Origin of the sequence: Acrocarpospora macrocephala, from assembly GCF_009687865.1 — a bacterium.
GTDB classification, from domain to species: domain Bacteria; phylum Actinomycetota; class Actinomycetes; order Streptosporangiales; family Streptosporangiaceae; genus Acrocarpospora; species Acrocarpospora macrocephala.
In genome coordinates this window covers 299,385-317,066 of the sequence record NZ_BLAE01000011.1, presented here as the reverse complement: position 1 = coordinate 317,066, position 17,682 = coordinate 299,385, and the positions used below count along the sequence as shown (strand labels likewise).

The window sequence follows — 17,682 nt, the reverse complement described above, 5'->3', positions numbered from 1 at the left end:
CCCAGGCATCAGCGCAGCCCTCGGCCTCGCCGCCCAGGCGCTTGACGACGTCGCGATCGCCGAGGCCAGCGACGCGGCCATGAATTCTCTCGCCGCCCGGGCCGCCCGCACATGGGACGCCGACGGCCCGACCCTCTGTCACGGGCACGCCGGAGTCCTCCAGTGCGCGGCCAACCGCCAGCCCGAAGTCGCGTCTGAGGCCGCCGCCGTCCTCACCGCGGCGTTCGACCCGACCCGCCCGTTCGCCATCCCCCATACCGACAACGGTGCGATCGAGGACGACCCGGGATTCCTGACCGGCGCAGCGGGTGCCGCTCTCGCCCTAGCCGAGCACGGCCGCCTGCCCGCCCTCGTCGTCCCCGACCGGTGGGACTGTGTGCTGCTTCTGTCATGACAGCCGACCTGTGCGCTATCCCTGCGATCGTCAAGGGAATGACCCGCCGCTCATCTCCGCGAGGTGCCATGCCTGCTACGGCTGGGCAGGTAGGCTCACCCGGGTGCAAGCCGACCGCGACCCAGCTGAGGAATTCGATGGCCGACTGGCTGCGCGGCTGGGACGGCAGAGCGCTTCTCCCATCCGTCGATGCAGCGATGCGGGCGGTTCCACGCGAAGCGTTCTTGCCCGGTACGCCCTTGGCCGACGCTTACGGCAGCAGCCCCGTCGTGACGCACCGCGACGAGAACGGGGTGGCCACGAGCTCCGCGTCCGCGCCCGGCATCGTCGCCGCGATGCTCGCCCAGCTTGACGTCCGCCCCGGCCACCGCATCCTGGAGATCGGCGCTGGCACCGGCTACAACGCCGCGCTCCTGGCCCACCTCACCGGCCCAGCCGGGCAGGTCACCACCGTCGAGCTGGACCCCGGCATCGCCGCGGAAGCGCAAAAGGCGCTTGCCACGGCTGGGTACGGGCACGTGACCGTCGTCGCCGGCGACGGCGAGTACGGCCATCCGCCGAACGCACCCTACGACCGGATCATCGTCACCGCCGGCGCCTGGGAGCTGCCAGCCGCCTGGGCAGACCAACTCGCCCCCGGTGGGCTTCTCGTCGTCCCGGTCAGGATGCGGGGCCTCACCCGCTCGGTCACCTTCGAGCACATGGAAGGCATCTGGCGCAGCCGGTCCATGCACGAGTGCGGCTTCATGCCGATCCGCGGGGTCGGAGCCGTCGCCGAACGCAACATCCCCCTCGGAGACGCCGGCGTCACCATCCGAATCGATGACGGCCAACCTGCCGACGCCGACGCCCTGCAGCGCGCGCTATCCAGCAGCCCCGCGCAGTCATGGACCGGAATCGAAGTCACCGTCACCGGCGAGCTCGACTTCTGGCTCGCCGGATTAGAGGGGTTCTTCCGGCTCCTGGCGGGAAGCGACGCGGTCCAGCGCTCCGACCTCGTCCCGCCCGCGTTCAATTGGGGAGCCATGGGCCTGCTCACCCGCGATAGTTTCGCCTACCTCACCCGTCGGCCTGGACGACCAGGTCACAGTGAGCTCGGCGCCTGCGGATACGGCCCGGGACGCGAGCAGCTCATCAGCACCTACACCGACCGCATCCGCGCATTCAGCCGCTCCCAAGAAGGCAAACTCCAGGTCGAAGTCCACCCGCTCACGTATGCGCCGGTCCTCGGCGCCCTCATGCAGATCGAGAAACGCAACTCCCGCGTCATCGTCCTAACCGAGGGCCAGGTAAGCCAGGAAGCCCCTGGTGCCATGGCCAGCTAGCATCTAGCCACGAGCCGTTGGCCTTGGGGGTGAACTGGGGCCATGTTGTCAGCAGGGGCTGTCCGCGTCTTCCTGCGGGAACACGCATTCCCGTTCCTGGGCCGCCTTTGTGACGGCGGTGGCTCTTCCCCGGGAGTCCGTCGCCAGAGACCTGGGCGCGGGCATACAGGAGCAGGACGACGGTTCCGGCCGCCGTGGCCGCCAAGGTGGCGAGGGCGGCACCTTTGAGGCCTCGGTGTCGGTCAGGTCGCGATATGCGGCCCGGCGCAGCCCGGCGGGCAGCGGGTTGGCGTAGTGGCGTTCGACCGCCTCCCGGAACGCGACCAGCCGCGCCGCGCCGTCGTCGTCCTCGCGCCACTCGAACGGCGAGTCCACCGCCGGAGTGTGGGGATCTGTGGGGCCTCGGGCTTGGCGAATCCGGGGTGTGCCATGTACTCACCTTCGGCAGGTGATTTTCACCTGTAAATTATATGTAACACCGTAGACGCACGTTCGCAGCTAATTCGAGAATTCATTTCTACAGCAGCGCGCAGTCATCGCACTTGGAGCCGTCCGGCACCCGGTAATAGATTTTACGTCGTGCCATCCGGCGGAGTCCCCGCCGATATGTAGAGAAAAGAACGAGCCGAATCCGGAGACCGCTCCGAGGGCCGTCAGGATCGATTCGGTCGAGGCCGATTCCATAACGCTGAATCTCCGTTCGTGAAAGTCGCACGGCGAACAAGCCGGACGGCGAATCCGGCTTGTTCCGAAAAGGAAGAGCTCAGTTCGTGACGCGGCTCCCTCCGGTGCGGAGGGTCACCTGCGGCACCCCTGTCTCCGGGTGAAGCGCCACCTCGGCGTCGACCCGGTAGACCTCGGCGAGCAGGGCGGGGGTCAGCACGTCGGCGGGGGTGCCGAGGGCGACGACCTGGCCGGCGTCCATGACGCAGATGCGATCGCAGAACGCGGCGGCCATGTTGAGGTCGTGCAGGGCGACCACCGCGGTGACGCCGAGCCCGCGCACCAGGTTCAGCGCGTCGAGCTGGTGCCGCAGGTCGAGGTGGTTGGTCGGCTCGTCCAGCACCATCGTGGTTGGCCGCTGGGCCAGCGCCCGCGCGATCAGCACCCGCTGTTTCTCACCGCCCGACAGCCGGTCGAAGGGCGCGTGCGCCAGCCCGGCCACGTCGAGCCGCTCCAGGGCGTCGGCGATGATCGCCTTGTCCGCGGCGTTGTCACCGTCGAAGGCCCGCTTGTGGGGGGTACGGCCCATGGCGACGACGTCATACACCGACAGCTCGAAGTCGCCGCCGGTCTCCTGCAGCACCGCCGCCAGCCGGCGGGCAACCCAGCCACTCGGCATGTGCCACACGTCCTCACCGTCGAGCAGGACCCGGCCGGAGGTCGGCTTCCGCGAACGGTAGAGAGTGCGCAGCAGCGTCGACTTGCCCGCGCCGTTGGGCCCGGCCAGGCCGAGCATCTCCCCCTCGGCGACCTCCAGCGAGACCTGGCGAACCAGGTCCCGGCCGCCAATACGGACCGACACGTCGTCCACGATCAGCGTCACTGCGACCGCCTCCGCATCAACCACAGGAAGAACGGCCCGCCGACCAGCGCGGTGATGATGCCCACCGGGATCTCCTCCGGCGCGATCAGCGTGCGGGCCACCAGGTCGGCCACGATGAGGAAGGCCGCGCCGAGTAGCGCCGTCGCAGGCAGCGCCCGGCGGTGATCGGCGCCGATCAGCAGCCGTACGACGTGCGGCATGATCAACCCCACGAAGCCGATGGACCCGCTGACCGCGACGATCGTGCCGATCATCATCGCGACCAGGACGAACAGCGCCGCCCGGAAGCGGTGCACGTCCAGCCCGAGCGAGGCCGCCGCCTCCTCCCCGGCCAGCAGCAGGTTCAACGGCCGGGACACCCCGAGCAGCGCGACGGTCCCCAGCAGGACGGCCGCCGCCGGGATCCACACCATCGTCCAGGTCGTCCCGGCCAGCCCGCCCAGCATCCAGCGCACCGCCGCCTGCGTCTTGTGCGGGTCGTTGGAGGTCACCACCAGGAAGCTGGCCACGGCCGACAGGACCTCGGCCATGGCCACCCCGGCCAGGACCAGACGCACCGTGGTCATGCGCCCGCCCGACCGGGCCAGGAAGTAGACCGCCACCAGGGCGGCCAGCGCTCCGAGGAAGGCCGCGATCGGCAGGCTGAACGCGCCGAACAGGGTCAGGCCGAACACCACCACGGTGACCGCCCCGACGCTGGCGCCGGAGGAGACCCCCAGCAGCATGGGGTCGGCCAGCGGGTTGCGCACCAGTGCCTGCAGGGCCATGCCGCAGACCGACAGGCCCGCGCCGATCAACCCCGCCAGGAAGACCCGCGGCAGCCGTACGTCCATCACGATGGTCTCCCGCACGGCCGTCCAGGTCGGATCGGCCAGGGCGGGATGGAGGTGATGGAGGAGGATGCCCCAGACCTGCCCGGCCGGAAGTGCCACCGAGCCGGCCGCGATGGCGGCGGTGACCGCCCCGCCGAGCAGGAGCACGAGCAGCCCGATCACGACCGGGTACGGCAGCCCTGGACGCCGTGCCGGAAGCACGGCGCCCGCGGTCAGCTCGCTCACTTGAACCGGTCGGCGTGCAGCTGCCGGGCCAGCGCCTCGACCGCCCCCGGCGCCCGCACCCCGAGCACCACCGACGACAGCGGCAGCACCGCGAACCGCTTCTCCTTGATCGCCGGCACGTCCTTCAGCGCCGGGTTGCCCAGCAGGAACTTCTCCTTGTCAGCCACCGACTGGTCGCCATAGTCGTAGATGACGATCCAGTCGGGCGCGCGCTCGGCGACCTGCTCGAACGACACGTCGCCCCACACATCGTCGAGGTCGGCGAACAGGTTCTCCGCCCCCGCCAGCTTGATGATCTCGTTGCCGATGCCTTTGCCGCCGGCCGTGAACGCGGTCTTATCGCCGCTGTCGTAGGCGAACAGCTTGACCGGGGCGGCGTCGGCGAGCTTGGTTTTCACCCCGTCGAGGGTGGCGTGAAATTTAGCGACCAGCGGTTCGGCCCGGTCGGCCACGCCGAAGATGGAGGCGACGTTGCGGATCTCCTGATCTATCAGCGCCGTGGTCACCGGGCCCTTGGCGCACTCCTCGACATTGAGGTAGGTGTTGATTCCGGCCTTTTGCAGGGCCTCACGGCTGCGGCCCTCTTTCTCGTCGAAGGTGCTGGCGAAGCCCCCGTAGACGAAGTCGGGCTCCTCGGCCAGCAGCGCCTCGTAGGCCGGGTACTCCTTCGAGACGACCTTGATGGCGTCATAGGCGCCCTGGTACTCCGGAAGGACCTTGTCGTCGAGATAGGCGGTGCCGATCATGGACTTCTCCAGCCCGAGCGCCAGCATCACCTCCGTGGCGTGCTGGTTCATCGCAATGGCACGCTGCGGCGGCTGCTGGTAGGTCGTCTTCACCCCGCAGTTGTCGAGGGTGACCGGGAAGCCGGCGGGCGCGGAGGCCGCCGGAGCAGCGGCCGGTCCGTCGTCAGCCGGTGCGCCGCCGCAGGAGGCCAGCACTCCGGATACCAGGAGGGCGAGCAGGAGGGACGTGGGACGTCTGCCCGTCATGAAGTGTTCCTCTCACGGAATCTGCACAACGGGGCGGATCTAAAAGAAGGGACATCACAGGGCTTCTCGGCGCGGCCACCGGCTCTACGGGCACGAGAGCCCACTCCTCCCCGGGGAAATCCGCCCCAGTTCATCGAGGAGGCGACCGCGTGAGTCTCCTGGCTCTCGGGTTGATGCTCGTCCCCGCCTTCCCGCCCCGAGGGAGGGGCAGTGGCGTGATGGGGATCCGCTCGCCGATCACAGTGGCGGGACCGCGCCGGATTCACACCGGCTTCCTCAGTCCGCGCTCGCCTTTACCCGGCCATCATGACACGAACCGGTTCAATGCACACGGGCAGGACCGCCCTTGGATTCCGTGCCATCGTTGGCGGCCCGGGCGGCGCGGGTCGCCTTGCGGGAGACATCGTGCTGCTCGTTCTTCACCTTCACTCTGACCGCCACCGGTGGACATCTGTCGTTGGAGATCAGTGTGCCTTCCAGCATGCTGAAGTACTGAATATCCTTTTCACTCGTTCCTTCCCCGGGCGGGCCGGTAGCGCAACACGCAGTCGCCGCACATGCCGCCGCCGGGCACTCGGTAGTAGAGGCAACAGTTCCGGCGTACGAAGAACGGCCGCGCGGCGAAGGTTCCCTGGCCGCGCAGGACCCCGATGGCCAGGAGTTCACGCCCCAGCGTCAGGGCGGCCTCGGTGCGCTGCGGCTGGTACTGGGCCAGCGCGCGCACGCTCCCGGCGAGCGCCGAGGCCGCGTTGCCCCACAGGATGGCGGGAGCGATCGAGACGCCTCGGCCGACCGTGGCCGCGAGCGGTTTCAGGAAGCCCGCGACGACCGCCTGGTACAGCAGGCCGGCACCGTCACCGCGTACGGGCATGAGAGGCCATTCCTCCAGGCGCAATGGCAAGGGCCCATGCGGCACCGGTCGCCAATGCACCCGCGACGGATCGAAGCCGCCGGCGACACCGTGCAGCACCAACAGGCCGACGGGCGGGGACAGGAACCGCGCCGCGAGACCTTGGAACAGGATGGACGCCGCGACCCGGCGTTCCTTCGTGCCGAGCTGCTCCGCGACGTGCACGACCTGAGAGGCGATCAGATCGGCGTCCTGGATCAGCTCATCGACGGGCCGCCATCCATCCCCGAGAGACCCCACCTCGACGGCGAAGTAGCCTCCCATCGCGGCCAGTTCCCGCACGCGCGGGGATACAGGCACGGACGCCCGTCCTCTCTCGGGGAGATCCGCCCCGGCTGGTGAGGAGGCGACCGCGTGAGTCTCCTGGCTCTCGGGTCACCGCTCGTCCCGGCCTTCCCGCCCCGCCGGGGGCAGTGGCTCGCTCGGGAGTCGCTCACCGATCACAGTGGCGGGACCGCACCGGATTCACACCGGCTTCCTCGTTCCGCCGTCGCCTTTCCTGAATCTTCTCATAAGAGACGGAGAATTCCAGAGCGGACGAATCGCCTTAGGTGAGCCACCAAGCCGGCTGCCATCTTATTGCGAGTAATTTGCAACTGCGGTTAGCCTGCAATCAATGAACGGCTCACACGCCCCGCACGGCATCCTGGTCCGCGACGAGAGTGCCGACCGGGTCCGGTGCCATGAGTGTGGGCGGTGGTTTCGGGCGTTGGGCGCGCACGTCCGGGTGCATGGCCTGACGGCGGGGGAGTACCGGGAGCGATTCGGGTTGCTGGCCACCAAGCCGTTGACCTCCCGGGAAGTGTCGGCGACCCGGCGGCGGATCGCTCGTTCTTCCTACCAGAGGTCGGCGCGGACGCGGTCGGATCTGGCCGTCGGGCAATCCCTGGCGCGCACGGGCGAACTGGCCGAGGCCGCTCGCAAACCCGAGGTGTCCCCGCAGCGCCGCGCGGCTCAGCTCGCCGCGCTGCAGGCGGGCCGCCGCTCCCGCCGCACCGCCGTCGACCAGGTTCTCGTCGACGCGCTGCGCACGCGGGACCACGCGGACGTCGGCGAGGGGCTGCGCGCGTTGTACGTCGTCCGGCAGTCGAGTGTGGAGGCGCTGGCCGCTGAGCTCGGCACTAGTAGACGGGCGATCCGGCGCGCGCTGGTCGCCAGCGGGATCGAGCTGCGCGCCTCGGGCGTCAACACCGACGCCGGGCGGCGGTCGCGGGTGGAGCGCAACCTCGTCCGGGCCGCCGAGCGCGTCGGCGCCCTGGACGTCCGGGAATGGTTGCGCGAGAAGCGGGCCGAGGGGTGGACGCTGGCCCGGCTGAGCGCGGCCGTCGGACGCAGCGTCCCCTGGGTGCGCGCCCTGCTCTAGCCGTCGACCTGGGCGGCCATCAGCCGGGCGTAGACGGCGGAGCGAGCCAGCAGTTCGGCCTGAGCGCCCTCGTCGATGGCCCTGCCGTCTTCAAGGACCACCACCCGGTCGGCGGTCAGGATCGTGGACAGCCGGTGGGCGATGATCAGGGTTGTGCGGTTGGCGCGGGCGATGGTGATGCGAACCACTCGCAACTTAGGTCGGCGTGTCGGGCGGGTCAGCACCCTATTGCGGACATACTGCTGTTGCGAGATGCTCGCAATAAGATTTCCTGGAGGACCGACGATGGGTCAGTACACGCTGCCGGACATGCCCTACGACTACGCGGCCCTGGAACCCGCGATCACCGGCGAGATCCTGGAGTTGCACCACGCCAAGCACCACGCCGCGTACGTCAAGGGCGCCAACGACACCCTGGACAAGCTCGCTGAGGCGCGCGACAAGGGCGAATTCGGCGGCATCGTCGGACTGGAGAAGACGTTCGCGTTCAACCTGTCCGGCCACGTCCTGCACACGATCTTCTGGCAGAACCTGTCCCCCGACGGCGGGGACCGCCCCGACGGCGAACTCGGCGACGCCATCATCGAGCACTTCGGCTCCTTCGAGGCGTTCCAGAAGCAGCTCACCACCGCCACGACCCTGGTGCAGGGCTCCGGCTGGGGCGTACTCGCCTGGGAACCCCTCGGCCGCCGCCTAATCGTCGAACAGGTCTACGACCATCACGGCAACGTCGGCATGAACGCCACCCCGCTGCTGGTCTTCGACGCCTGGGAGCACGCCTACTACCTCCAGTACCGCAACGTGCGCCCCGACTACGTGGAGAAGCTCTGGTCCCTGATCAATTGGACGGACGTCATCGCCCGTTTCGACGCCGCCCGCGCGTAGCCGCATGGGGCCGGCCACGGTGACGCTCGTGAGCGCCGCATCGGCGGCGGCACTCCTGCCCGCCGTGGCCGACGTCGGCGGCCAGGTCTTCACGCGCGCCCCCTGGCGCGAGCCGCTCTTCCAGGCCCGGTCCGTCGCCGCCCGCTTGCACGCCGATCTGGCCCGCCCCGGCTTCGTCCTGGCCGTCGCGTGCGTCGCCGACGAACTGGTCGGCTTCGGGTACGGACACCGCTGCTCGTCCCTGGCTGTGGCCGCCGACCTTCCGTGCGGGGAGGACTTCACGCTTAAAGAGCTGGGCGTCCTGCCCGCGCACTGGGGAAAGGGCGTAGGCGCGGCCCTTCACGACAGGGTCCTGACCGCGTCCGGGGCCGGGCCCTGCTGGCTGGTCACCGATCCCCGCGCCACCGCGGCGATCGGGCTTTACCGGCGGCGCGGCTGGCAGGCGGTCGCCCGCCATCCCGCCGGCGGGCCACGTCTGATCATGCGACGAGCCATCCATGGGGCGAGGCCCGCGCAAGCCGTGTTCGCTATGCGGTGAGGACGATGACGGCGCTGGCCAGGTAGAAACAGCCGGCGATCGAGACGGCGATGCCCGCCACGACCGGGGTCCACGCGGACACGGCGGCGGCTGCCCTGTTCAGGCCCGTCATGCCGACTCCCTCCTGCGCCGCATCCTCAGCACGAACAGAACGCCGATCCCGGCGGCTACCACGACCGCCAGCCAGAGGGCGACACCGATGACGGCAACAGGGACGCCGGACCCGGAGAAGCGCAGATGCTGGGTCGTGGTCGTCGAGGTGAAGAGCATCTGCGCCTGCTGGACCGGCGGGGCGAAGATGAGCACCGTGCGGTAGTTGCTGTCGAGGTCGACCAGGGCACTCAGGGTGACGTCGAGGTCGTCGACCGGCCGGCCGCAGTCGTAGCTGAAGCGGGCGCCCTGATCGGTCACGCCCACCAGGGACGCCAGCCGGCCTGGGCACGGCTTGCCGTCCTGCGCCACGGTGATGGTGCTGAGCAGGTAGTCGCGCACCACGGTCGAGCGTTGCAGTTTCTCCTCGCCGGTGAGCTGGGGCGCCGGGTCTTTGAAGGCGCCCTTGGCGGTTCCGAGTGCGAGCCAGTCGTCGGGGCTCGCGGTGTAGTGGATCGTCACGTGCGATCCGGTGGCGCTGATCCGCGCCGTCGGCGGTGGGCCGAAGGGGTGCGCGGAGGCGGGCGCGGCGACGCCCACCATGACCGGCGGCACGGCCGCGACGAGCAGCGCGGCCGCCAGCGCGCGGGTAAGGATGTTCACGCGATCTCCTGCACGAAGCCGACCGGGTGGCTCCGGAACCCGGCTAGATCATTTCTTGGGTCACGGTGATGACCGACTCGTGATCTTCAGGGTGGCGTCCGGGAGGAGAGACCTCCCCGGTCTCGCCTCGCACACTGAGGCCGGGGACGTATGACGGTGATGTTCAGACCCCCCGGCCTCGTCTGCTATGCGGGACCTGTCGGAGATCGGTCCGGGTGGAGAGTCGCCGCCGCAGAAGAGCGAGCGCTCATATTCAGCCAGGTGCCGTCGGCGAGAGTGAGACGAGAGAGCAACCAGCGCATGAACGTCCGATTTGCTGTAAACGCAGCTATGTCCGATTCTTTACGATCAAAGTGATGACTCACGAGCGTCACGACATGCGCACGGTCGGGCCGCCGGACGGTTCGGTCCAGCGGGTGAGCAGTTCCTCGTCGTGGGTGATGGCGAGGATTCCGGCGCCGGTTTCGCGGCGGTAGGCCTCCAGGCGGGCGATGAGGTGGGCCTGGGTGGAGGCGTCCAGCATGGTGGTCATCTCGTCGCAGATCACGTAGCGGGGCCGCAGCGCGAGCGCGCGGGCGACGCAGGCGCGCTGGAGTTGCCCGTCGGAGACCTCGTGCGGGCGGCGGACCATTAGCTCGGAGGTGAGCCCCAGGTCGTCGGCCAGTTCGGCGGCCGGGTCGGGCGGGCGGCCGGTGGCGTGGAACGGCTCGGCGGCGATCTCGCGCAGGGTGAGCCGCGGGTCGACGGCGAGCCGGGGCTGCTGGAAGATCAGCGCGACCCGGGTGCGCAGGTCGCGGGAGGCCCGGTGCCGCCAGCGGTGGACCTCGGCCCCGTCCACGGTGAGCCGGCCGGCGTCGGGCCGGAGTAGCAGGGCGAGCACCCGCGCCAGGGTGGACTTGCCGCAGCCGCTCGGCCCGGCCAGCCCGGTGACGACGCCGGGGGCCACGGCCAGGTCGGCGCCGCGCAGCACGCGCTGCCGGCCGTAGGCGACGGTGATGCCGTCAGCGCGCAACATGATGCTCCAGAGGGTGATGGCAGGCCACCCTGCTCGGCTCCGTCCCAGCCTCGGGCAGGTGCGAGCAGGCGGCGGTGGATCGGTCGCAGCGCGGCAGGAACGCGCAGCCCGCGGGCAGGTCGGTGAGTTCCGGGGGCCGGCCGGGGATCGGGGTGAAGCCGCGGGAGGGCAGCGCCTCCAGCAGCCCGGCCGCGTACGGGTGACGCGGTCCGGCGAAGAACTCGGCCGCCGGAGCGAGCGACACCACGCGGCTGGCGTACATCACCGCGATGTGGTCGGCGACCTGCTCGGCGGCGCGCAGGTCGTGCGTGATGAGCAGGACGGCGCGGCCGTCGTCGGCGAGCCGCCGCAGCTCGGTCATGGTGGCGTCGACGAGCGGGCGGTCCAGGCCGCTGGTCGGCTCGTCAGCGATGATCAGCCACGGATCGCCGGCCAAGGCGATGGCGTTGACGACGCGCTGTGCCATACCGCCGGACAGCTGGTGCGGGTACCGGTCCAGCTGTGCAGGGGCGAGACCGGCACGTGCGGCCAGCTCGTCGGCGGGGGCCGGGTTGCCCAGCTCGCGCAGGGCCTCGACGAGCTGGGCGCGGGCGGTGCGCACCGGGGTGAGGTGGGCGGCCGGGCTCTGCGGGACGAGGCCGATCCGGCGGCCGCGCACGGTGCGGGCGAGCACCCGTTCCGGCGCGGCGATCAGGTCGAGGGGCGGCGCGCCGCCGGTCCGCAGCCAGGCGGACCCGGCCACGGTGGCGTTGCCGGGCAGCAGCCCCATCAGGGCGTGCGCCATCACCGACTTGCCGCAGCCGGACTCGCCGACCAGGGCGAGGCACTCGCCCTGGCGTACCGCGAAGGAGGCGTCGCTCACCGCGTGCACGGTCGCGCCGGGCAGGTGGAATCGTACGGACAGGCTCCGCACGGTCAGAGAGGAGGTCAAAGCTGCAGCTCCGATCGCCAGCGCGGGTTGGCGCGGTCGCGCCAGTATTGGACGAGCACCGAGATCGCCAGGGTGGGCACGAGGATGAACAGGCCAGGAAAGAGCGAGGCCCACCAATTGCCGGCGAGCAGCGACCGCGCCCCATCGTTGATCATGTTGCCGAGCGAGGCGAGGTGCGGGGGCAGGCCGAGGCCGAGGAAGCTGAGCGCGGTCTCGTGCCAGATGGCGTGCGGGACCATCAGCACCGACGCCAGCGCGATGTGCGGCAGCAGGTGCGGCAGGAAGTGCCGCCGGACGATGCGCAGCCGGCCGGACCCGCCGGAGACCGCGGCGTCCACGAACGGCCGGGCGCGCAGCGTGAGCACCTCCGAGCGGACGATCCGGGCCGCGGTCGTCCAGTGGGTGAGCCCTACCGAGACCACGACCGCGGTGGCGCTGGGGGAGAACAGCGCCACGATGAAGATGCCGAACAGCAGGTGCGGCACCGAGTTGAAGCCGTCCACCACCCGCATGATCACCCGGTCGGCGGTGCCGCCGAGCGTGCCGGCGGCGAGTCCGGCCACGGTGCCGACGGTGACCGACACCAGGGCCGCCACCAGGCCGATGAGCAGCGAGACGCGCAGCCCGTAGACGACCCGGAGCAGCACGTCCCGCCCCACCTCGTCGGTGCCGAACGGATGCGCCAGGGACGGCGCCTGGTTCGCCGCGCGCAGGTCGACGAGCTGCTGGTCGAGCTGCACCACGGCGGGCACCAGCAGCACGGCCAGCGCGAGTGCGACGAGCAGCCCGGCGGCGATCCACCGGGACGGGCGACGGGACCGGCCCGGCGCGGTCCGCCGCGCGGTCGGGAACGTCGCGGCCATCAGCTCACCCCCAGGACCCGCACCCGCGGGTCGGCGATCACGTACGCGGTGTCGGCGAGCAGGTTGCCGGCCACCACCGCGAGCGTGGCCAGCAGGGTGAGCGCGGCGAGCAGCGGGAAGTCGGCGGCGAGCGCGGCCTGGACGGACGCCGACGCCACCCCCGGCCAGGAGAAGACGGTTTCCACCAGGATCGCGCCGGTGACCAGCTCGGGGATGCGCGCCCCGAGCAGCGTGATGAACGGCAGCAGCGCCGAGCGCAGCGCGTGCCGCACGACCACGGTGCGTTCCCGCAGGCCGCGGGCGCGGGCGCCGAGCACGAAATCCTCGCGCAGGGTGGCGATCAGCGACTCGCGGACGAACAGCAGCAGCCACGAGGACTGCGAGAACGCCAGCACCGCCACGGGAAGGATCATGTGCTGCAGCACGTCCCCGGGCTGCAGCGTGGTGGCGGCCGGGTCGGTCAGCCCGCCCGGCGGCAGCCACTGCAGCCGTACCGCGAACAGCCAGATCACCAGCAGCGCGACCCAGAACACCGGGGCCGCCTCGTTGGCGTACGCGGTGCCGGTGATCAGCCGGTCCAGCCACGAGTCGCGGCGCCAGGCGGCCAGCGCGCCGACCGCGAGGCTGGCCACCAGCATGAGCACCAGGGCGCAGCTCACCGCGAGCAGGGTCCAGCCGAGCCGCTCGCCGATCACCTCGATGACCGGCCGGTGCATGCTGCGCGAGTCGCCGAGGTCGCCCTGCACCAGGTTGCCCAGCCAGGTCAGGTACTGCTCGGCGACCGGCCGGTCCAGGCCCCAGTTCTCCCGGATCTGTGCCATGACCTCGGGGCTCGTGATGACCGCGCGGTCGCCGAGGTACTGCCGGACGGGATCGAACGGGGAGGCCTTGGCCAGCGCGAACATGCCCAGGGTGACGGCCAGCAGCAACGGCACGGTGAACGCCAGCCGCCAGGCCGCCATCCGGGCGAGCGCCCGGGTCATGCCGTCGGCTTCCACTCGGCGATGTTGCGGAACAGGCCGCCGGTGTCGTGCTCGTGCGGCTCCACTGACGGGGCGATCCCGGTCCACTGGCCGCGCACCACGTAGACGTGCTTGAGGAACACCAGGTACGCCCAGGCGGCGTCGTCGCTGATGCGCTGCTGGAAGGCGTCGTAGGCCTGCTTGCGGGCGGCCGGGTCGGACTCCTCGCGGCCCTTCTCCAGCAGCGCGTCGACCTCGGGGACCTTGTAGTTGCCCGGATTGAAGAAGCCCTGGCCGGCGAAGGCGGAGTGGAACAGCTCGTAGTTGGTGTAGTCCGGGTCGAACGGGGCGCCGTACCCCATGACCAGCGCATCCTTGCCCATGCGCGGCTCGATCGCGTCCCAGTCCAGGCCGGCCAGCCGCACATCGATGCCGATCTTCTTGACGTCGGAGGCGACGGCCAGGGCGAGGTCCTTGCGCAGCGAGTCGCCGGACGGGTACATCAGGGTGAAGCTCGCGCGGGTGCCGTCCTTGGCGCGGATGCCGTCGTCGCCGGTGCGCCAGCCGGCCTGGTCCAGGATCTGGGTGGCCTGCGCCTGGTCGGGTACGGCCGAGCCGGCGACCGCCGGGTTGTGCCAGGTGGTGCCGGGCGCGATCGGGCCGAACGCCGGGTTGCCGGCGCCGGCCAGGATGGTGTCCACCATCGCCGACCGGTCCAGCGCCAGGTTCACCGCCTTGCGGATCGCCAGGTCGCCGGTGACCGGGGTGCCGAACGGGAACATCACGCCGCGGTAGTCGGCGCTCGGCACCTGGTGCACCGTCAGGTCCGGCTGGCCGTCGAACCGCGCGGCGGCCTTCGGCGGCAGCACGGTCGCGTCGAACTCGCCGGCCGCCATCCGGGTGGCGCGCACGTTGTCGTCGGTGGCGTACGCCACCACCAGCTGCTGGATCGCCGGCGTGCCTCCCCAGTACGACGGGTTGGCCTTCAGCACGATCTTGTCACCGGGCGTCCAGGACACGAAACTGAACGGCCCGCTGCCGACCGGGTGGGTGTTGAACGCCGCGCTCTCCAGGCTCTGTCCGTCGAGCAGCCGCTTCGGCACGATGCCCAGCGTGGCGCGCTGCAGGATCGGCGCGTACGGGTACTTGAGGTGGAACACCACCGTTGCGGGGTCGGGCGCCTGCACGGACTCGATCGCCGCGAAGTCGCCGCGGATGCTGGAGTTGTTCTTCTCGTCCAGCACGGCCTGATAGGTGTAGACGACGTCCTCGCTGGTCAGCGGGGTTCCGTCGTGGAACTTCACGTCGTTGCGCAGGGTGAAGGTGACCGTCTTGCCGCCGGCCTCGGGCAGCTTCTCCGCCAGTGAGGGCTTGAGCGAGAGGTCGGCGTTGCGGCTGACAAGCCCGTCGAACAGCAACGAGCCGCCGTCGGGTGCGTAGCCCAGGACCGGGTTGAGGGTGTCCGGCTCCGAGCTGATGCCGAGGACGAACGTGTCGCCCGGCGAGCCTTTCGACGAGGTCTGGGGCACCGTCGGCGCGGCGCAGGCGGTGAGGCCGAGCGCGGCAATTAGGACGAGAGGGGCAAGTGGGGCGAATCTGGCGCGAAAGGGCGTCATGGGAGCGAAGGTAAAGCGATCGCCTAGTTATTGCAAGTCTTTCGCAAGTACACCAGATGACAAACAGTCGCCCAGCGAGGTGCGCGCGCACAGCACGAAGCGGCCCGGTGCGGTGGCGGTGACCAGGACCGCTGCTCATCAGCGTCGGCGTCACGATAGGCGCGACAGACAGTGGCGATTCGCGTCCACGAGGGCCAGGCCGAAATCGGAGACCGGCTTGGAGACGTCTTGACGATCGCAGGAGCTGCCGGGGGGAGCTTGGCCGCGTCGGCGGGCAGACTAGTCATGACGCGGGATGTGGGACACCTCGTGGTCGGCATGATGGACGGCCTCGGCGATCAGCGCGCGGATGTGCGAGTCGCGAGCCCGGTAGAGCATCCGCCTGCCCTCTCGCCGACACGCGACCAGCCCGGCCAGCCGCAGCTTGGCCAGGTGCTGGGAGACCGCGGGACGGCTCGCCCCGACTGCCGCGACCAGGTTTCCGACGTCATGTTCGCCGTGGGCCAGGGCCCACAGCAGGCGGAGCCGGGTGGCGTCGCAGAGCATCCGGAATGCCGCGACCGCCACCTCTACCTGAGCGTCGGTCGGCTGGCCGCCGCTCGACTGGAGGTCTTTTTGCTGCTGCATAGTCGACGCACCTAACACGTAACGCACCTAACATGTAATTGCGTGCGCATATGAATACATATTAAGGGGGATAACCCTTCTGTCATCCGCGCTCTGATCAGACAGAGACGAGGAGCAGATGAGCGTGCACAGCCCGAGATCTTCCCACGAGCATGGTCATGGCCACGGTCATAGCCACGGCGAGTCCCGTCACCGATCCCTGCGGAAACGCCTTCGTCATGTGGTGATGCCGCACAGTCACGACGCGGCGGCCCGGACCGATCACGCGCTGGAGACCAGCCGTCGCGGTATGCGCACGCTGGCGATCTCCTTCGCCGTGCTCACCGTCACCGCCCTGGCCCAGGTGGTGGTCTTCATGATGTCGGGGTCGGTGGCCCTGCTCGGTGACACTCTGCACAACTTCGCCGACGCCCTGACCGCGGTGCCGCTGGCGATCGCCTTCACGGTGGGCCGCAGGATGGCCTCCCGCCGCTTCACCTACGGCTACGGCAGAGCCGAGGATCTCGCCGGGATCGTCATCGTGGTCATCATCGCCGCGTCGGCGGGCCTGGCCGGGTACGAAGCCGTCCAGCGCCTGGTCAACCCCCGCGAGATACAGGCCTTGGGCTGGGTGGCCGCCGCCGGGGTGATCGGTTTCCTCGGCAACGAGCTGGTGGCCCGCTACCGGATCAAGGTCGGCCGCGAGATCGGCTCCGCGGCACTGGTCGCCGACGGCCTGCACGCCCGCACCGACGGCTTCACCTCACTGGCCGTCCTGGTCGGCGCGGCCGGCGTCTGGGCCGGATGGCCGTACGCCGACCCGGTCATCGGCCTGCTCATCACCGTGGCCATCCTCTACGTGCTGCGGGATGCCGCCCGCGAGGTCTACCACCGGCTGATGGACGCCGTCGACCCCGCGCTAATCGCCCAGGCCGAGCAGGTCGTCGCCGAAACCCCCGGCGTACACGGCGTCGGCTCTCTGCGCATGCGCTGGATCGGCCACTCCCTGCGCGCCGAGGTCGACCTCCTGGTGGACCACCGGCTCAGCCTCGTGCAAGCCCACGCCATCGCGGCGGAAGCCGAACACCGCCTGATCCACCACCTGCCCAGACTCACCGCGGCAACCGTACACGCCGACCCCGACGGCCCCGCCGAACACGACCACCACGCCAGCCTCACCAACCACCGCATGATCCCGTCCTGAGCGAAAAGCTCAGTTCCAGGTCAGCCGCTGGGTCAGCAGCGCCTGCTGGGCTGGGTTGGCGGTCAGGGCGAGCGCGCGTTCGTCGCGCCGCCTGGCCTCCTGCGGCCGCCCGAGCTCGCGCAGCAACTCGGCGTGGGTGGCGTGGAAGAGCGCGTAGCGATCCAAGACTGTTTCGAGATCCTTCAGCTCCGTCAAGGCCGCCCCCGGGTGTCAGTCGTCCCAGCGTTGGGCGTTGTGGTCGTTCAGGGAGCCCGGGGGCTGGGGGATGACGCAGAAGGGCAGTCCGGCGGGGTCCTCCATGACGCACCAATGGTCGTTCACCAGTCGCAGGCGTCGAGCGCCGAGGGACTCCAGGCGCGCGGTCTCCGCCTCCAGGTCGTCGGTGTGGATGTCGAGGTGGATGCGTGCGGGGCCTGTCCCGAGTCGCTGGATGAGCAGGGCGAAGACGTCCCCGGGCAAGTGGGCGCCGTGGTACTCCGGGTACTGCTGGTTTCGGGTCAGTGTCTGGCCGGTCGCCTCCTGCCAGAACGTCAGTTCCTTGTCGTGATCGCCCTCCGGCACATCGATCACGACCTTGTAGAGCCTGCTGTAGTGCGTCATGTCCCTCATCCTCCCGTCGCCGGGCCGTAGAAATGTCGACTCTGCGGGCCATGAACGCCAGCAGGCGCTCGCGAAGCGCGGGCAGGTGGTCGAGGGCCTGGGTCATCGTGGTCTCCTACTG

23 protein-coding genes and 2 riboswitches are annotated in these 17,682 nt (G+C 70.1%); of the genes, 6 read left to right on the top strand and 17 right to left on the bottom strand.

Annotated features, from left to right (window positions below):
• Nucleotides 1–394 (top strand): lanthionine synthetase LanC family protein (locus Amac_RS11650; protein WP_218041019.1); only part of this gene is annotated, 394 nt, incomplete at its 5' end.
• Nucleotides 391–1,719 carry a methyltransferase, FxLD system gene (gene fxlM / locus Amac_RS11645; RefSeq protein WP_155354336.1) on the top strand — a complete coding sequence of 443 codons (1,329 nt, stop codon included), beginning with the start codon at nucleotides 391–393 and terminating at the stop codon, nucleotides 1,717–1,719. The genes Amac_RS11650 and fxlM, both read left to right, overlap by 4 nt.
• A 48-nt stretch (nucleotides 1,720–1,767) precedes the next feature.
• Here the strand turns inward: fxlM and Amac_RS11640 are convergent, their stop codons facing one another.
• The 6 genes from Amac_RS11640 to Amac_RS11615 all read right to left on the bottom strand — a co-directional run bounded on the left by Amac_RS11640 (nucleotide 1,768) and on the right by Amac_RS11615 (nucleotide 6,525).
• Entirely contained in the window at nucleotides 1,768–2,094 is a 327-nt protein-coding gene (locus Amac_RS11640; protein WP_155354335.1) for a hypothetical protein, read from the bottom strand.
• Between the two features lie 388 nt (nucleotides 2,095–2,482).
• The gene (locus tag Amac_RS11635; RefSeq protein WP_218041018.1) at nucleotides 2,483–3,265 is read right to left on the bottom strand and encodes an ABC transporter ATP-binding protein; all 783 of its coding nucleotides are present in this window, start codon (nucleotides 3,263–3,265) and stop codon (nucleotides 2,483–2,485) included.
• Nucleotides 3,262–4,323, bottom strand: coding sequence for a FecCD family ABC transporter permease (locus tag Amac_RS11630; RefSeq protein ID WP_307729720.1), 1,062 nt, complete (start codon nucleotides 4,321–4,323; stop codon nucleotides 3,262–3,264). Before Amac_RS11630 ends, Amac_RS11635 begins: the two co-directional genes overlap by 4 nt.
• Nucleotides 4,320–5,315, bottom strand: a complete 996-nt coding sequence (locus Amac_RS11625) for an ABC transporter substrate-binding protein (protein WP_155354333.1) — start codon at nucleotides 5,313–5,315, stop codon at nucleotides 4,320–4,322. Before Amac_RS11625 ends, Amac_RS11630 begins: the two co-directional genes overlap by 4 nt.
• 131 nt (nucleotides 5,316–5,446) lie before the next feature.
• Nucleotides 5,447–5,645, bottom strand: a riboswitch (cobalamin riboswitch).
• A complete protein-coding gene (locus tag Amac_RS11620) occupies nucleotides 5,637–5,798 on the bottom strand; it encodes a hypothetical protein (RefSeq protein ID WP_155354332.1) in 162 nt (53 codons plus the stop codon). It overlaps the preceding riboswitch by 9 nt.
• Nucleotides 5,799–5,820: 22 nt before the next feature.
• The gene (locus Amac_RS11615; RefSeq protein WP_155354331.1) at nucleotides 5,821–6,525 is read right to left on the bottom strand and encodes a (2Fe-2S)-binding protein; all 705 of its coding nucleotides are present in this window, start codon (nucleotides 6,523–6,525) and stop codon (nucleotides 5,821–5,823) included.
• A 36-nt stretch (nucleotides 6,526–6,561) separates the two neighbouring features.
• Nucleotides 6,562–6,744: riboswitch (cobalamin riboswitch) on the bottom strand.
• A 97-nt stretch (nucleotides 6,745–6,841) separates the two neighbouring features.
• Between Amac_RS11615 and Amac_RS11610 the strand changes: the two genes are divergently transcribed.
• Nucleotides 6,842–7,588 carry a MucR family transcriptional regulator gene (locus Amac_RS11610; RefSeq protein ID WP_155354330.1) on the top strand — a complete coding sequence of 249 codons (747 nt, stop codon included), beginning with the start codon at nucleotides 6,842–6,844 and terminating at the stop codon, nucleotides 7,586–7,588.
• On the opposite strand, the gene Amac_RS11605 is transcribed toward Amac_RS11610, so the two are convergent.
• Nucleotides 7,585–7,776: a P-loop NTPase family protein gene (locus Amac_RS11605; RefSeq protein ID WP_155354329.1), complete on the bottom strand. Its 192-nt coding sequence runs from the start codon at nucleotides 7,774–7,776 to the stop codon at nucleotides 7,585–7,587. The genes Amac_RS11610 and Amac_RS11605 overlap by 4 nt on opposite strands.
• Nucleotides 7,777–7,873: 97 nt before the next feature.
• On the opposite strand from Amac_RS11605, the gene Amac_RS11600 reads away from it, so the two are divergent.
• Together Amac_RS11600 and Amac_RS11595 are read left to right on the top strand one after the other, a co-directional pair.
• Nucleotides 7,874–8,473 (top strand): superoxide dismutase, encoded by a 600-nt coding sequence (locus Amac_RS11600; RefSeq protein WP_155354328.1) that lies wholly within the window; start codon nucleotides 7,874–7,876, stop codon nucleotides 8,471–8,473.
• A 28-nt stretch (nucleotides 8,474–8,501) separates the two neighbouring features.
• Nucleotides 8,502–9,011, top strand: coding sequence for a GNAT family N-acetyltransferase (locus tag Amac_RS11595; protein ID WP_170322437.1), 510 nt, complete (start codon nucleotides 8,502–8,504; stop codon nucleotides 9,009–9,011).
• Here the strand turns inward: Amac_RS11595 and Amac_RS57265 are convergent.
• The 8 genes from Amac_RS57265 to Amac_RS11560 all read right to left on the bottom strand — a co-directional run bounded on the left by Amac_RS57265 (nucleotide 9,001) and on the right by Amac_RS11560 (nucleotide 15,778).
• Nucleotides 9,001–9,123: a hypothetical protein gene (locus Amac_RS57265; protein ID WP_281356267.1), complete on the bottom strand. Its 123-nt coding sequence runs from the start codon at nucleotides 9,121–9,123 to the stop codon at nucleotides 9,001–9,003. The two genes, Amac_RS11595 and Amac_RS57265, sit on opposite strands and share 11 nt — an antisense overlap.
• On the bottom strand, nucleotides 9,120–9,764 hold the full coding sequence (locus Amac_RS11590; RefSeq protein ID WP_155354326.1) for a hypothetical protein: 645 nt from the start codon (nucleotides 9,762–9,764) through the stop codon (nucleotides 9,120–9,122). Before Amac_RS11590 ends, Amac_RS57265 begins: the two co-directional genes overlap by 4 nt.
• 370 nt (nucleotides 9,765–10,134) lie before the next feature.
• Nucleotides 10,135–10,779 carry an ABC transporter ATP-binding protein gene (locus tag Amac_RS11585; RefSeq protein ID WP_155354325.1) on the bottom strand — a complete coding sequence of 215 codons (645 nt, stop codon included), beginning with the start codon at nucleotides 10,777–10,779 and terminating at the stop codon, nucleotides 10,135–10,137.
• Nucleotides 10,766–11,710 (bottom strand): ABC transporter ATP-binding protein, encoded by a 945-nt coding sequence (locus Amac_RS11580; RefSeq protein ID WP_246268258.1) that lies wholly within the window; start codon nucleotides 11,708–11,710, stop codon nucleotides 10,766–10,768. The genes Amac_RS11585 and Amac_RS11580 overlap by 14 nt, the downstream gene beginning before the upstream one ends.
• Nucleotides 11,707–12,573 carry an ABC transporter permease gene (locus Amac_RS11575; RefSeq protein ID WP_155354323.1) on the bottom strand — a complete coding sequence of 289 codons (867 nt, stop codon included), beginning with the start codon at nucleotides 12,571–12,573 and terminating at the stop codon, nucleotides 11,707–11,709. Before Amac_RS11575 ends, Amac_RS11580 begins: the two co-directional genes overlap by 4 nt.
• Nucleotides 12,573–13,571, bottom strand: a complete 999-nt coding sequence (locus Amac_RS11570; protein ID WP_246268256.1) for an ABC transporter permease — start codon at nucleotides 13,569–13,571, stop codon at nucleotides 12,573–12,575. The genes Amac_RS11575 and Amac_RS11570 overlap by 1 nt, the downstream gene beginning before the upstream one ends.
• Nucleotides 13,553–15,151, bottom strand: coding sequence for an ABC transporter substrate-binding protein (locus Amac_RS11565; RefSeq protein ID WP_155354322.1), 1,599 nt, complete (start codon nucleotides 15,149–15,151; stop codon nucleotides 13,553–13,555). Before Amac_RS11565 ends, Amac_RS11570 begins: the two co-directional genes overlap by 19 nt.
• Nucleotides 15,152–15,430: 279 nt before the next feature.
• Nucleotides 15,431–15,778: an ArsR/SmtB family transcription factor gene (locus Amac_RS11560; protein ID WP_155354321.1), complete on the bottom strand. Its 348-nt coding sequence runs from the start codon at nucleotides 15,776–15,778 to the stop codon at nucleotides 15,431–15,433.
• 226 nt (nucleotides 15,779–16,004) lie between these two features.
• Between Amac_RS11560 and Amac_RS11555 the strand changes: the two genes are divergently transcribed.
• Nucleotides 16,005–16,961, top strand: coding sequence for a cation diffusion facilitator family transporter (locus Amac_RS11555; RefSeq protein ID WP_246268254.1), 957 nt, complete (start codon nucleotides 16,005–16,007; stop codon nucleotides 16,959–16,961).
• Nucleotides 16,962–16,970: 9 nt separating this feature from the next.
• On the opposite strand, the gene Amac_RS11550 is transcribed toward Amac_RS11555, so the two are convergent.
• Nucleotides 16,971–17,126: a hypothetical protein gene (locus Amac_RS11550; RefSeq protein WP_174900158.1), complete on the bottom strand. Its 156-nt coding sequence runs from the start codon at nucleotides 17,124–17,126 to the stop codon at nucleotides 16,971–16,973.
• Between the two features lie 45 nt (nucleotides 17,127–17,171).
• Nucleotides 17,172–17,561: a VOC family protein gene (locus Amac_RS11545; protein WP_155354319.1), complete on the bottom strand. Its 390-nt coding sequence runs from the start codon at nucleotides 17,559–17,561 to the stop codon at nucleotides 17,172–17,174.
• Between the last annotated feature and the right edge of the window lie 121 nt (nucleotides 17,562–17,682).

Bases quoted from the DNA above. Each gene is read 5' to 3' on its own strand.
- fxlM (WP_155354336.1), top strand. From the start codon at position 391: ATGACAGCCGACCTGTGCGCTATCCCTGCGATCGTCAAGGGAATGACC.
- Amac_RS11625 (WP_155354333.1), bottom strand. From the start codon at position 5,315: ATGACGGGCAGACGTCCCACGTCCCTCCTGCTCGCCCTCCTGGTATCC.
- Amac_RS11620 (WP_155354332.1), bottom strand. From the start codon at position 5,798: ATGCTGGAAGGCACACTGATCTCCAACGACAGATGTCCACCGGTGGCG.
- Amac_RS11610 (WP_155354330.1), top strand. From the start codon at position 6,842: ATGAACGGCTCACACGCCCCGCACGGCATCCTGGTCCGCGACGAGAGT.
- Amac_RS11600 (WP_155354328.1), top strand. From the start codon at position 7,874: ATGGGTCAGTACACGCTGCCGGACATGCCCTACGACTACGCGGCCCTG.
- Amac_RS57265 (WP_281356267.1), bottom strand. From the start codon at position 9,123: ATGACGGGCCTGAACAGGGCAGCCGCCGCCGTGTCCGCGTGGACCCCG.
- Amac_RS11585 (WP_155354325.1), bottom strand. From the start codon at position 10,779: ATGTTGCGCGCTGACGGCATCACCGTCGCCTACGGCCGGCAGCGCGTG.
- Amac_RS11575 (WP_155354323.1), bottom strand. From the start codon at position 12,573: ATGGCCGCGACGTTCCCGACCGCGCGGCGGACCGCGCCGGGCCGGTCC.
- Amac_RS11565 (WP_155354322.1), bottom strand. From the start codon at position 15,151: ATGACGCCCTTTCGCGCCAGATTCGCCCCACTTGCCCCTCTCGTCCTA.
- Amac_RS11560 (WP_155354321.1), bottom strand. From the start codon at position 15,778: ATGCAGCAGCAAAAAGACCTCCAGTCGAGCGGCGGCCAGCCGACCGAC.
- Amac_RS11555 (WP_246268254.1), top strand. From the start codon at position 16,005: ATGCCGCACAGTCACGACGCGGCGGCCCGGACCGATCACGCGCTGGAG.
- Amac_RS11545 (WP_155354319.1), bottom strand. From the start codon at position 17,561: ATGACGCACTACAGCAGGCTCTACAAGGTCGTGATCGATGTGCCGGAG.